Source organism: Desulfosporosinus sp. Sb-LF (assembly GCF_004766055.1).
Lineage (GTDB): Bacteria > Bacillota > Desulfitobacteriia > Desulfitobacteriales > Desulfitobacteriaceae > Desulfosporosinus.
This window is the reverse complement of record NZ_SPQR01000007.1, coordinates 110,013-123,524: the sequence shown is the minus strand read 5'-3', so window position 1 is coordinate 123,524 and position 13,512 is coordinate 110,013. Positions and strand designations below refer to the sequence as shown.

Below are 13,512 nucleotides of genomic sequence, written 5' to 3'. Positions count from 1 at the left end.
CTATTCAACGTTCGCGGCCGCAAGCGCACGTAAGCCATTATCCGCATTTTGTCGTTCTTTGATCTGCTCCAGTGCTTTTTGAGCATCCGCTTTTATTCCTCCGTCAAACCCACCTTTTAGTGCACGATCAAGGGAACTTTTACCCTCTTCTAACTGACCTTTCTTTAGAGCTTGTATTCCGTTCACATAATTGATATAGGCCTCTCCTCGAGGAAATTCTTTGAGAGAGACTAGGCTATCTGACAACTCCTTAATGTTACCTTCATGAATCGCAAGAATAGCTTTTTGCGTTTCAAACAAAACATTCTTTGGCCGCCAAGATTGACTAGCGATAGAATGACTTAATTCTATCGCTTTTGCCCATTTCCCTTCCCCGATGGCTAAATCAAAGGATACCGAAAGGCAAGCTGGGTTATTGGGTTCCATGCTTTGCGCCATTTCAAGCTCAAGCTGTGTTGACTGATAATCACCCGTGATCATTGCCGCTTGAGCCAGTGTCAAATGCCTTAGAGTCTGCTCCTGGCGTCGTAGTGTTTCCCATTTCACGTCTGTCTTTGTCAATAAACGGCGGGATTCAACTGCATCTCCCTTAGACAATGACATTAACGCTTGCTCCAAGTAACTTAGTGGTGTATTACCTAGCGAATCTATAATTTTTTGAGCTTCTGTCGTTTTTCCCTCTTGCAATTTGAGCAAAAACAACCAAAAGCGATGCTTTTCGTCTTCATATACCAGTCTAGACTCTAAATCCTGCTTTCCAAGGTTGAGTGCAAGCCATAATTCCGTATCCCTGACCATTCCAAGTTTGTTTAATATACCTGCATGCACTTCCAACCATTGTAATTCCTCTTTTACCGTCTGCACATCATAGACACTTTCTGCTTGATACAAACTCCCCATGCGCAAGATGAATGGTCCCGCGGCAAGGATTAAAATAATTGATGATAAGATCAAAAGTGTAATCTTCCTACGTCTTTTTTGACTGAGCTTGCTCCGTTTTGACAATTCTATCCCTCGTTCCCGTTGGCTCTAGAAGCATTTTCCCCAAAAGCATCTGGCCTAAAGTCAGCCTCTTCCTTTTTGATGTGATTAGGAGTTTTTCAATGACCTTTCCAGGATGAGAATCCTTCTCCCACCACTTCTGGCACCTCAGAAATAGCAACAAAGGCCTTAGGATCTTGATCACGAACAATTTCTTTGAATTGGGACAGCTCCGTACGGTTTATGACGCAATAAACAACTTGTTTAGCCTCACCCGAGAAAGCCCCGGTTGCTTGAAAAAGTGTAACCCCTCTTTCAAGCTTTGCCATAATCTCCTCAGCAATTCCCTGGGGCTGGGTGGTAACCACCATAACTGACTTCGAGTGACTAAGACCTTCCTGTACAAGATCTACAACACGGGTAGCAATAAACATATAAATCATGGCGTACATAGCCATTTCAGGTCGAAACAAAACGGCAACCACTAGAAAAATAATCCCGTCAATTCCCAATAATATTTGTCCTACACTGAAAGGAGTTGTTCTAGCAAACAAGACAGCTAAAATATCTGTGCCACCAAGCGAACCCCTAGAACGAAAAATAATACCCATGCCAATTCCTGACAAGACCCCTCCAGATATTGCCGCCAGTAACGTATCATGGGTCAAAACCGGAAGATGCGTTGTTAGGGTAAGGGTGGCTGAGAGCACGCCAACACCAACGACACTTAGAATTAAGAAATTTCGTCCTACCAATCGAAGTCCCAAGATAAAGAGCGGTAGGTTCAACAGAAAGACAGCCCAACTCACTGGCCAATGAAATAAATAATGCAAAATAATAGCGATTCCTGTGACCCCGCCATCAGCGATTTGATTCGGAATAATTAGAGTATTAATACTAGTGCTCACGATAGTAGCACCTATAATAATCCCCATAAAATGCTTCAGTAATTGCCACGTAAAATATTCACGAAAACGTCTCCAGCGCAATAAAATCCCCCGTTCAAAATTATTATGTCGGTTGGTTATCCTTGTTGAATTATACTGCAGAGATATCAAAGAGACAACTTTATGGACTTAGTTTCGTTAATCTTACTAGCCAGAATGAAGGGTGGTGGATGGCGTCGGAGGATAAAGCTTGACAAAGTTGACTTTTTTGAGTAAAGTATTGAAGTGTTCTTAATAAGATATGCGCTCGTAGCTCAGTGGATAGAGTGACGGTTTCCGAAGCCGGAGGTCGCAGGTTCAAATCCCGCCGGGCGCACCATAACGAAGTTTTAAACCACACTATGTTGTGGTTTTTATTGTTATAAAATCACTCACGCATTACACAAACTTGAGTACAAACACAATCTTGGAAATTGCTTTTTTATGGGTATAATCTAAAGTAATATAATATAAGAGGATTGGTAAAGCCTATTTACCAATCCTCTTATATTATATTACTTTAGATTACTTTACCAAGTGACAGGCCACGAAATGACCAGCACCTATATCTCTAAACTCTGGATCCTGCTCCTTGCAAATCCCTTGCGCTTTTGGGCAACGAGTATGAAAACGGCAACCTGAAGGGGGATTAACTGGGCTTGGAACATCCCCCTTCAGGATAATGCGATCTTTCTTAACCGTCGGATCCGGAACTGGGATTGCTGATAACAGTGCTATCGTATAAGGATGTTGTGGATTATTGTAAAGTTCATCAGAATCTGTGAGTTCTACCATTTTACCCAAGTACATAACCACAATCCGATTACTTATATGTTTAACTACTGATAAATCATGAGCAATAAATAGATATGTCAAATCAAACTCACGCTGCAAATCTTCCAATAAGTTAATAACCTGAGCTTGGATCGACACGTCCAAGGCAGACACAGGTTCATCGCAAACTATGAGCTTTGGGTTAACAGACAAGGCCCTGGCAATTCCAATCCGTTGACGTTGGCCACCCGAGAATTCGTGCGGGTAGCGTGCTCCATGGTAAGGACTTAAGCCAACAACATCTAAAAGTTTACGAACCCTTTTCTCACGTTCAGCACGATTGGAAGTCCCATGGATCAGAATGGGTTCTCCAATGATGTCCCCGACCCTCATTCGAGGATTCAAAGAGGCATAGGGGTCTTGGAAAATCATTTGCATTTGACTACGCATTTTGCGCATTTCTTCACCAGACAGATCATTAAGAACCTTTCCTTCAAAGATTACTTTTCCAGCAGTTGGTTCAAGTAATCTTAAGATCGTTCGACCAATCGTTGATTTTCCACACCCACTTTCCCCAACCATGCCGAGCGTCTCCCCACGTCGAATATCGAAGGATACCCGATCAACAGCTTTAACATCCCCTACGTGCTTTTGAACAACAATTCCCTTTCGAATCGGGAAATACTTTTGCAGATTTTCTACTTTTAATAACGTTTCCGTCTTGCTTTTAGTTTCAGTCATTCCTGTTACCCCCTTCTCCATATAAGAGGCAACTGACGAAATGGCCAGGTTCAATCTCATGCAGGGCTGGTTTTTGCTGTTCGCAAAGGGGCTTCTTGTGTTTACACCGCGGTGCGAAATTACAGCCCTGTGGTAAATGGCGCAAATCAGGTGGCTGCCCTTCAATCGGTTCTAGACGTTGTTTTTCAGACTCTTCAAGTTTAGGTAACGACCCTAGCAAACCCCAAGTATACGGATGTTTGGGCATTGCAAACAATGACTTAGCGTCCGTGTATTCAACCGTGTTTCCAGCATACATAACTAAAACCTTTTGACATAATTCAGCGACAACCCCTAGATCGTGGGTAATCAACATTATTGCCGTACCAAAATCCTTTTTCAGGTTGTTCATTAAGTCTAAAATCTGTGCTTGTATCGTCACATCAAGTGCAGTGGTTGGCTCGTCAGCCACGAGTAGTTTCGGATTGCATGACAAAGCCATGGCGATCATGACACGTTGCCTCATACCACCACTAAATTGGTGGGGGTAATTCTTGACGCGACTTTCAGCCTCAGGAATACCTACCTTTTTCAACATCTCAATGGCCTTTTTCTTAGCCTCTGAGCGTCCGACATTCTGATGAAGTACTATAGCTTCCATGATTTGATCCCCAACCGTAAGCACGGGATTCAAGGAAGTCATCGGATCCTGAAAAATCATAGCAATTTCATTACCGCGGATCTTCATCATTTCAGATTCTGACGTTTTGAGCAGATCTTTACCATTAAAGATTATTTCCCCGCTTACAATTTTCCCGGGAGGTACAGGAATGAGACGCATAATCGACATGGCTGTAATACTTTTTCCTGACCCAGATTCTCCTACAACACCGAGAGTTTCCCCTTTATTGATCTCGAGATTAACTCCGTCGACCGCCTTTACAACGCCAGCTTCTGTGTAGAAGTGAGTTCTAAGATCCTTTACTTGAAGTAAGAGTTCTTGACTCATCACTTTTCCCCCTCATCAATAAGCTTCTGCCCCAATATATAATCTGCCTGTATAGAGGCTAGACACTTTTTCTTTCACGATACCCACAGTACGTACAATTCTACAATTTAAGTATCTTTTCGTCAATGGTAATTTAATAGCTTGTGAATACGTCATAATGATATCACGTTTCTTACCATGTTTATAATATTTAAAAACGGGAGTACCCCTCAATAGGACTCCCGTTAAATCAATTTAATATTCTTGCGGCCTTAACAACTCGGCACTGACCAGCCTGTAAACTTCATCATGAATTTCCTGGATCGTTTTAAGGCGGCTATTACTTACACACTCTACTTTATGCCAATGATACTTACTCGCAATCCAATTTGCGTTATTGTACGATTTGATAAGATATTGTTCATCAGCCTCATGAATATCTCTCTGAATATCAGAAGATTTATTAGCCCTCTTAGAGATAAGACCAAAACTAACCTCTGGAGGCATGTCAAGAAAAATTACACAATCTGGAATAGGCAACCTAAACTTACGATATTCAAAATCATATAACCAGTCTAAGTATTTATTTCTTTCAGCTTCATCCGCTATTTTTGCAGCTTGATGAACCATATTAGAGGTTGTATAGCGATCGCTGAGTATAATGCCACCGCTATTATAAAACTCTTCCCATTCTTTCTTAAAAGAAGCGTAGCGATCTACAGTATAAAATGTAGATGCGACATACGGACTTATCTCATCTGGGCTAGTACCAAATTCCCCCTTAAGATACATCTTAACTAAAGCGGCAGATTCACTTGTATAATTCGGAAACTCTATCTTCTTTACAAGAAACTTTTCTAATACTAATCTTCGGTATAATTCCTCAGTCTGCGTAGCCTTTCCACTTCCATCACCCGCCTCGATGATAATGAGCTTACCTTTCATCTAACTCCCCCATCACGTTATTTTGCCACATTCTCATTCATAATTTAAATGTAAAAAGCTCCATCGCTAAGAAAGCAAGTTAGCGAAATAACTTAAGTAAACATAGACGCTGCCTAGGAAGTCCTAGGGTCGAATGATCAAATGGACGGCAGTGCTTTAGATCAGGAACCTATTTAACAAAAATAATTGTAACATTTCTTGTCTACATATAGCAAACACACACAGCCATATAAAGAAAGACGTCGACTATGCTCACCCATTTTATCGGGAGCGTAGCCGACATCTTTCTCGGAAATAGATATCTCATCCTAAACTAGGTGACACGCAACTAAGTGATTATTACCCATATCTTTTAAGACTGGCGCTTCCTCAGCACAAACCGCTATAGCATGTGGACATCGGGTACGGAAATAACAACCCGAAGGAGGGTCGATCGGACTCGGCACACTTCCAGTAGGTACAATGCGCTGTCGTTTTCCTTCTACAATTGGATCAGGAATAGGAATAGCACTTAGCAATCCTTGAGTATACGGATGCATTGGATTTATATAAAGATCGTTACTGCTAGTAAGCTCAACAATTCGACCCAAATACATGACCGCAATGCGGTGCGAAATATACTTAACCATTGATAAGTCATGAGCAATAAACAAATATGTTAACCCCAACTTTTCTTGTAATTCCTCTAACATATTTACAACTTGAGCCTGGATAGATACATCCAGCGCAGAGATAGGCTCATCGCAAATTATCAAACTTGGGTTAACTGCCAGAGCTCTAGCAATACCTATTCTCTGCCGTTGTCCTCCCGAAAACTCATGGGGGAACCGGTTGGCATGTTCTGGATTTAACCCTACAATTTTAAGCAATTCAAAAATCCGATTTGTGCGTTGCTGCCCTTTAGCTAATTTATGAATATCCAAGGCTTCCGCCACAATATCCCCCACAGTCATTCGAGGATTTAGCGAAGCATAGGGATCTTGAAAAATCATTTGCATATTGCGACGAAGCTCCATCAAGTCATTCCCTTTAGCCTTAGTCACGTCCTTACCTTCAAAGATGATTTGACCAGCAGTAGGTTCATAAAGGCGAATAATTGACCTTCCGGCCGTTGATTTACCACAGCCACTTTCCCCAACTATCCCTAGGGTTTCCCCTCTTTTTACCTTGAAGCTAATTCCATTAACAGCCTGTACTACTTGTTGTTTCTTGGAAAACAAACCGCCATCTAAGGGGAAGTGTTTGACCAAATTATTGATTTCTAAGATATATTCTTCACGTACTGACATGGTCTACACTCTCCCTTCCAGCTCAGCTACTTTAGGAGCCTGAGGATGTTGTAGCCAACAAGCCACTTGGTGACCTTCGCCGAGTTGAGTATATTCTGGTGTTTGTTCTGTGCAAATCCGCATACAGTGAGAACAACGAGGTGCAAATCTACATCCTTTTGGAGAATTAAGAAGATCGATAGGTGTTCCTGGGATAGGGATAAGTTTTGTGTTCTTATCTGCATCCAAGCGAGGGACTGATTTTAAAAGGCCCCAAGTATAGGGATGTTTTGGATTATAGTAAATATCATTTGTGCTGCCACTTTCAACTATTTTTCCGCCGTACATAACAATTACCCTGCTGCAAAGCCCAGCTACAACCCCTAAATCATGGGTAATCATGATAATAGAGGTATTAATCTTACTCTTAAGGTCTTGCATCAACTCTAAAATCTGAGCCTGGATCGTCACGTCCAAAGCGGTCGTGGGCTCATCTGCAATGAGCAATTTGGGGTTACAAGCCAAGGCCAGAGCAATCATAACCCGTTGACGCATACCACCGGAAAACTGATGAGGATACTGTTTTAAACGGCTTTCGGGATTTGATATTCCCACGAGTTCTAAAAGCTCAACTGCACGATCTTTTGCTACCTTACCAGTTAACCCTTCATGTCGTTTAAGAACCTCCGTCAGTTGTAACCCAACCGTGAGCACTGGATTCAGGGAGGTCATAGGATCCTGGAAAATCATACTAATGTCTTTTCCACGGATAGACTCCATTTGTTTCTCACTTTTCTTTAATAGGTCCACTCCTATAAAATTAACACTGCCCCCAATAATTTTACCGGGAGGGTTAGGAATTAAACGCATTATGGATTGGACAGTAATACTCTTACCACAGCCAGATTCTCCTACAATACCTATAGCCTCTCCTTGGTCTAAGTAGAAGCTTACACCATCCACAGCCTTAACTTCACCAGCATAGGTAAAGAAGGAGGTACATAAGTCTTTTACTTCTAGCAAATGTCCCATATCTCATCCTCCTCTACTTTCGCATTTTAGGGTCAAAGGCGTCCCTTAGGCCGTCTCCGACAAAGTTAAAAGCTAACATTGTGATGGCAATAGCCAGCGAAGGAAACAGTAAGGCGTTGGGATGTGCTGGAATACTTAACCTACCCGCAGACGCCATAGAACCCCAGCTCGCTAAAGGAGGCATTATACCTATTCCGATAAAGCTAAGGAATGCCTCCATAAAGATGGCTGCAGGAATTTGCAAAGCAACTGTTACGATAATTGGACCAATCGTATTCGGGATGAGGTGTTTTAACAACAGACGCTTGGTATTTGCACCGAGCGTACGGGCAGCCAAAACATATTCCTGTTCACGCAATGCTAGAATTTGGCCTCGAACAATTCTAGCCATCGCCATCCAGTTAACAATACCTAAGACGATCATGATATTAATCAAGCCGCCTTGCCCCAAAACTACCATAAGTAATATGACGTAGAGCAAGTCTGGGACACTATAAATGATATCAATGATACGCATCATAATGTTGTCAACTCTACCGCCAAAATAACCAGAAATTCCGCCGTAAAAAACACCTAGTACCAGATTAATCATGACTGATACTAAACCAATTTCCAAGGAAATTCTTCCCCCATACATAATCCGTGTCATTATATCCCTGCCTAGATCATCTGTACCAAAAGGATGGATCCACGAAGGAGAGGCAAAAAGATTATCGAGGTCATTTGTAAAGAAATTAAACTGTGAAAAAAATGGTCCACCGAATGAAAAAAGCACGAGGAGGCCAAGAACTACCAGACCGATCATTGCAAGATAATTTTTCTTAAAACGTCGCCACGCATCTTGCCAAAGGGTCGTACTTGGACGAGCGATAGCATCCGAAGAAATTTGAGATTTCACGGGTTCAAACATACTTGGTGATAAGCTCATGATTACGCCCCCTTCTGCGTGGTCAGTTTGATTCGCGGATCTACCAACGTATAGGCAATATCCACCAGCAAATTGAATACCACTAAGAGTGTGCAAAAGAGAATAGTAATCCCCATGATTGTGGGATAATCACGATTATTGATACCGGTTACGAAGAACTGACCAATACCCGGTATGTTAAAGACATATTCAACCACGAAATTGCCAGTTAGAATATAGGCAAAGAACGGCCCTAAATACGTAATAACTGGCAAAAGCGCATTGCGCATGGCATGTCGTGTAATAATTAGATAACCGGATAAACCTTTGGCACGAGCAGTGCGGATATAATCTTGACTTAAAACATCCAACATGCTTGTCCGCATCAAACGTGTTACTTGGGCAATGGGGTAGGCACTTAAGGCGAGTGAAGGAAGCACAAGCTGTTTCAATTCACCCCAGCCTACCGGGGGAAACCAACCGGTTTTAAAACCTAAATAATATTGAAACAACGTTGCAAGGACGAAACTCGGTACTGAGATGCCGATTGTAGAAAACACAGTTGCTATAATATCAGGGGTTTTATTCTGACCTAAGGCTGCTATCGTTCCTAAAATGAGGCCTCCTCCAATGCCAAATATAGTCGCCAATAGTCCGACTGCCGCTGTTTTCGGCATGCCGTCCTTAATGAGATCATTAACGGTTCTTCCAGCATAACGAAACGTCGGACCCAAATTGAAATGAGAAATATTAACTAGGTAATCTACGTACTGCTTTGAGAGCGGATCATTAAGATGATATCGTTCTTCAATATTAGCCTTAACCGCATCTGGTAAGACCTTCTCGGATGAGAAAGGGCCCCCGGGAATTGCATGCATTAAAACGAACGTCAGGCTAATAACTAGAAAAAGCACCAAAAAAGCTGAGGCTATACGTTGAATTAAGTATTTTACCAATTTTCATCCCCCCCTTATATGACAGTCTTATTTTAATTGTTAGACATGTTTCTGTCCACTGTAAAAAAATAGGCAAAATGGATTATTAGTTCTAAATGCCAAATACCGGTAATAGAGGAGGACTCAACGGCCGCCTCTATTACCGGTATTTTCGTAGGGCATCCTTAGTTTGTCTTATTTCTCTACAGTTGCTGTTTTAAAGTCTACCATACCAAGGGGAGAGTGAATGACACCTTTGACATATGATTTAGCAGTGTATTTGCTTAAATAGAAATTAATTGGCATTACAGGCATTTCAGTCATTAGGATCTTTTCTGCATCATGTAATTGTTGCATACGAGTCTTGGAATCAGCATTTTTCTTAGCAGCAGCAATAAGACTATCATATTGTGGATTAGCCCACCCAGTTTGGTTGTTGCCACCATTTTTGACAAACATATCTAAGAAAGTCATTGGATCCAAATAGTCGCCAACCCATGCAGCACGAGCTACGTCATAATTGAGTTTTTGTTCAGATTCCTGATAAACTTTCCATTCCTCTGGGCGAAGGGTAGCTTTAATTCCGAGATTTTTGCTCCACATATCTTGGATAATGGTTGCAATTTTTTCATGATTGGGATCGGAGTTAAATAGAATTTTGATTTCTGGGAACCCTTTTCCATCTGGGAACCCAGCATCAGCTAAGAGCTGCTTAGCTTTGGATAGATCTTCTTTGAAATAATCCCCGCCAACATCACGAAATTGTTTACTGGTGTCAGCATCATTGATACCATAAGGAGTAAAGGCAAACGCGCTCTTTTCACCTGTTTTTTGTACCGTATCAACAATTTTCTTACGATCAATCGCCATTGCCAAGGCTTGGCGGACTCTAGGATCGTCATAAGGCTTCTTAGTAACATTAAAACGATAGTAATAGGTGCCAATTTGCGGTTCAACTTTTAAATCTCCAGACTTCACCAGGCGGTCAACATCGTCTGCAGGAACTCCGTTGTCCACACCATCGATTTGACCAGCTTCATAGGCAGTCAGAGCAGCTTTACGATCTTCAATCAGGCTAAGCGTAAGTTCTGTAAGTTTAACCGATTTTGCATCCCAGTAATTATCGTTCTTTACTAAGACAATTTTGTCATTATGAGCCCATGATTTCATTTTAAAGGGCCCGTTAGAGACGAACGTCTCCGCTTTAAGGTTCCAATCCTTATTCGCTTCAACTACCTTTTTATCAACTGGATAATACGTTGGGAATGCCGTTAAAGCCATGAAGTACGGGGTAGGGTTTTCCAAGGTTACTTCTAATGTCTTGGGGTCAATGACTTTAATGCCAACATCTTCCGCCTTTCCTGTTTTGGCGTTGTAGGCAGCACCCCCCTTAATATAGTCGGCTACCTGGTAGGCATATTCTGCGGCACTGGCAGGATCCATAGCATGCATCCATGAAAATTTGAAATCTTCCGCTGTTAGAGGATCCCCATTACTAAATTTGGAGTCACGCAAATGGAACGTATATTTCAAACCATCTGACGATACGTCGATTTTCTCCGCAATTGCAGGTTGAGCAACGTTGTTCTTGTCTAAACGTGTTAGACCTTCAAACAAGTTCATTTCGTCGATTGCTTCCGGAATACCATTGGACATTTGAGGATCTAATGTTTTTGGCTCAGCCCCAGAATTATAACTCGTTTTCATTTCTTTAGCGGGAGTGGGGGTTGCGCTTCCTCCTGTTCCACAGCCAGTTACAGTAATGCTTAACATCAATGTAGCTGCCAGGATCATCACTCCTAGTTTGTTCTTTCTAAACATGTGCTCATTCCTTTCTCTTTACATACTTTTAAAAGTATGTTTGGTTGTAGTATTCGGCAAACTCTTTCATTCCTCCTTCTTGTTATACAAAATATTATTTTAATTGTTTTTTTAATAAAGAATACAATCTACAACAACTTACCAGTGATCTTTTAAGCCTCTTTTTCACCGTCCCTTTAATTTGCTCACTTAAGGACGAACCTATACAAGCATATTGTGCTCCTTTTCTAAACTGAAAAACATTAACTTTATGACATACCAAACCCCTCAGAAAGCTATTTCTGCATTCTGAGAGGTTACTAATCATGAGAGAACTATGTCAGCTATGTCAGCTATGTCAGCTATGTCATATATTTCTTAACTCACTTTACTCATCTGTGATACCAATGGATTCAAATTATGAAACTAACTCATCTCATAAAAATTTTTATAAGCATTGCTATCTCCGATTCTATGTTTGAAAAACTTCAATCTGTTTTTTGTTTCTTCGATGGCATTTGTATCTTCGCTTCTCGGATAGTCATTGCTTAAAAATGACTCAATAATTTTCTCGGAAAACGCCCTACACTTCAAAGGTGTTGGGCACAAAATGAATCATCTAATCAACACACAGATTGTATCTGATAAAACCCTTGATAATAACCACTTAAGACCGCATCGCATGTGCACCTTATTTAGTCATAACCCCTAGACTCTTGCTTTTATGTAATGATCCAGAATTATTTAATACCTTACTCACCAGTTCTCTCAGCTCAAACAGGTCAAATGGCTTAGTAATATAACAGAGAATCCCGAGGTTTTTTGCTTTCTCCATATTCTTAGGATCTCCATAGGCTGTCATCATAATCACAGACGCTCGACAGTTTAAGGCACGAATTTGTATTAATGTTTCTATCCCGTTCATTCCTGGCATTTTCATATCCATCAATATGAGATCAGGCTCAAAGGAGATAAATAACCTAAGTGCTTCCGCTCCGTTCTCTGCCATTTGGACCTCATGTTGATCCTCTCTGAATACTTCAAAGAGCAGTCGCCGCAAACCAAATTGATCATCTACTACAAGAATCCTAGCCATTTTTACACCCCCTCTTCGTATATGTATTATTAATTATTTCATAGCCCAATATAGAATAAGTACGCGATCCTTTTCAATTTTGAGGGGGTCAAGGTGCTAATAATCTTATTTTTCAGATTAAGTAAACAATCAATTCTTGCGATTGTTATTGGGTTAAATAGGTATGATTTATGGACAAATACACTCACCGTGTGCTGTTCAATAAAACGTAGCATTATAAAGGCTTTCCCCTTTACATAGCACCAGAGTCATTAATTATTCAGGTTTATAAGAAAGTTATTTACTGATTTCTGTGATCCGATTCACTTTAAATAAACAAAACCCTCACTTGTGTCTTATTAACACCGTGAGGGTTAATTCTATTTTTTAAGATGGAAGCCATTCAAAGGACTGAATTTTTGATATTGTTAGGGAAAAAGTTTGCTCATCCAGTTGAAGATAAACCTTTGTGACTTCTAAACTTGAATGACCCAAGATTCGAGAGAGGGTATAGATATTTCCACCATTCAGAAGGTAATACATAGCAAAATTGGCACGAAGGCAATGAGGGTATAAATCGATGGCTAACTTCTTGCCAATTTTCCTTAATGTCCTTTCATAGAGATTAGGTAGTAATAAATTCCCTCTATTTTACGGGAAAAGCAATTCGTTCGTCATGTAGCAATTTTATATTGAATCCGTGTTTCAATTCTTTTTAAATTTAGTAGAAAAGAAAACGAGACGTTCCTTTTTGTTTTTCGTATATCGTAATATGATCACTTGATTGCTTAAATTCAAGTCATCGACTTTAATCTCCAAACACTCTGAAATTCGGCGGCCTGTTTCTAGAAAAAGCAAAGTCATGATATATAGTACCTATAATCGTTAAATTTAGTTTTGTCAAAGGAATTTAAAATTGGATTAATCTGTTGCTCACTGATCATAGGTTTGATGCGTTCAAATCCTTTTAGCAGTTTACAGCATAAACTCTTCAATTCTCGGGTCAAAATTGATACTTCATAATAATCTTCTCCCCTATCATACCCATAAAGTATGAAGGAAAGTATTTAGCGAACAAAAGTTTGTTGCTTTGAATGTACATAGTTTATTGCACAAAAGCCAATTTTCATGTCTATTTTTAAAAGTTTATAGCACTTTAAA

11 protein-coding genes, 1 tRNA gene and 1 pseudogene are annotated in these 13,512 nt (G+C 40.6%); 1 reads left to right on the top strand and 12 read right to left on the bottom strand.

Annotated features, from left to right (window positions below; genetic code table 11):
- Entirely contained in the window at nt 1-1,005 is a 1,005-nt protein-coding gene (locus tag E4K68_RS12200) for a hypothetical protein (protein WP_243450354.1), read from the bottom strand.
- 95 nt (nt 1,006-1,100) lie between these two features.
- The gene (locus E4K68_RS12195; RefSeq protein ID WP_135379346.1) at nt 1,101-1,916 is read right to left on the bottom strand and encodes a YitT family protein; all 816 of its coding nucleotides are present in this window, start codon (nt 1,914-1,916) and stop codon (nt 1,101-1,103) included.
- 255 nt (nt 1,917-2,171) lie between these two features.
- Here E4K68_RS12195 and E4K68_RS12190 point away from each other — a divergent pair.
- Nucleotides 2,172-2,247 (top strand) — tRNA-Arg (locus E4K68_RS12190).
- 185 nt (nt 2,248-2,432) lie between these two features.
- On the opposite strand, the gene E4K68_RS12185 is transcribed toward E4K68_RS12190, so the two are convergent.
- The 10 genes and pseudogenes from E4K68_RS12185 to E4K68_RS12140 form a co-directional block, all read right to left on the bottom strand.
- Nucleotides 2,433-3,422, bottom strand: a complete 990-nt coding sequence (locus E4K68_RS12185; protein ID WP_135379215.1) for a dipeptide ABC transporter ATP-binding protein — start codon at nt 3,420-3,422, stop codon at nt 2,433-2,435.
- The gene (locus tag E4K68_RS12180; RefSeq protein WP_135379214.1) at nt 3,415-4,410 is read right to left on the bottom strand and encodes an ABC transporter ATP-binding protein; all 996 of its coding nucleotides are present in this window, start codon (nt 4,408-4,410) and stop codon (nt 3,415-3,417) included. The genes E4K68_RS12185 and E4K68_RS12180 overlap by 8 nt, the downstream gene beginning before the upstream one ends.
- Before the next feature lie 234 nt (nt 4,411-4,644).
- Nucleotides 4,645-5,334, bottom strand: coding sequence for a thymidylate kinase (locus E4K68_RS12175; protein ID WP_135379213.1), 690 nt, complete (start codon nt 5,332-5,334; stop codon nt 4,645-4,647).
- Between the two features lie 308 nt (nt 5,335-5,642).
- A complete protein-coding gene (locus E4K68_RS12170) occupies nt 5,643-6,623 on the bottom strand; it encodes a dipeptide ABC transporter ATP-binding protein (RefSeq protein ID WP_135379212.1) in 981 nt (326 codons plus the stop codon).
- Nucleotides 6,624-6,626: 3 nt separating this feature from the next.
- A complete protein-coding gene (locus E4K68_RS12165) occupies nt 6,627-7,634 on the bottom strand; it encodes an ABC transporter ATP-binding protein (RefSeq protein ID WP_135379211.1) in 1,008 nt (335 codons plus the stop codon).
- Nucleotides 7,635-7,647: 13 nt separating this feature from the next.
- The gene (locus E4K68_RS12160) at nt 7,648-8,562 is read right to left on the bottom strand and encodes an ABC transporter permease (protein WP_135379210.1); all 915 of its coding nucleotides are present in this window, start codon (nt 8,560-8,562) and stop codon (nt 7,648-7,650) included.
- A gap of 2 nt (nt 8,563-8,564) precedes the next feature.
- Complete coding sequence (locus E4K68_RS12155) at nt 8,565-9,497, bottom strand: ABC transporter permease (protein ID WP_135379209.1); 933 nt, start codon at nt 9,495-9,497, stop codon at nt 8,565-8,567.
- Between the two features lie 174 nt (nt 9,498-9,671).
- Nucleotides 9,672-11,297 (bottom strand): peptide ABC transporter substrate-binding protein, encoded by a 1,626-nt coding sequence (locus tag E4K68_RS12150; protein ID WP_135379208.1) that lies wholly within the window; start codon nt 11,295-11,297, stop codon nt 9,672-9,674.
- A gap of 670 nt (nt 11,298-11,967) precedes the next feature.
- On the bottom strand, nt 11,968-12,372 hold the full coding sequence (locus tag E4K68_RS12145) for a response regulator (RefSeq protein ID WP_135379207.1): 405 nt from the start codon (nt 12,370-12,372) through the stop codon (nt 11,968-11,970).
- A gap of 366 nt (nt 12,373-12,738) precedes the next feature.
- Nucleotides 12,739-13,215: pseudogene (locus E4K68_RS12140) on the bottom strand (site-specific integrase).
- Nucleotides 13,216-13,512: the final 297 nt, after the last annotated feature.

Coding starts and splice junctions, on each gene's coding strand:
- E4K68_RS12150 (WP_135379208.1), bottom strand. CDS start 11,297: ATGTTTAGAAAGAACAAACTAGGAGTGATGATCCTGGCAGCTACATTG.
- E4K68_RS12185 (WP_135379215.1), bottom strand. CDS start 3,422: ATGACTGAAACTAAAAGCAAGACGGAAACGTTATTAAAAGTAGAAAAT.
- E4K68_RS12175 (WP_135379213.1), bottom strand. CDS start 5,334: ATGAAAGGTAAGCTCATTATCATCGAGGCGGGTGATGGAAGTGGAAAG.
- E4K68_RS12195 (WP_135379346.1), bottom strand. CDS start 1,916: ATGGGGATTATTATAGGTGCTACTATCGTGAGCACTAGTATTAATACT.
- E4K68_RS12160 (WP_135379210.1), bottom strand. CDS start 8,562: ATGAGCTTATCACCAAGTATGTTTGAACCCGTGAAATCTCAAATTTCT.
- E4K68_RS12180 (WP_135379214.1), bottom strand. CDS start 4,410: ATGAGTCAAGAACTCTTACTTCAAGTAAAGGATCTTAGAACTCACTTC.
- E4K68_RS12165 (WP_135379211.1), bottom strand. CDS start 7,634: ATGGGACATTTGCTAGAAGTAAAAGACTTATGTACCTCCTTCTTTACC.
- E4K68_RS12170 (WP_135379212.1), bottom strand. CDS start 6,623: ATGTCAGTACGTGAAGAATATATCTTAGAAATCAATAATTTGGTCAAA.
- E4K68_RS12145 (WP_135379207.1), bottom strand. CDS start 12,372: ATGGCTAGGATTCTTGTAGTAGATGATCAATTTGGTTTGCGGCGACTG.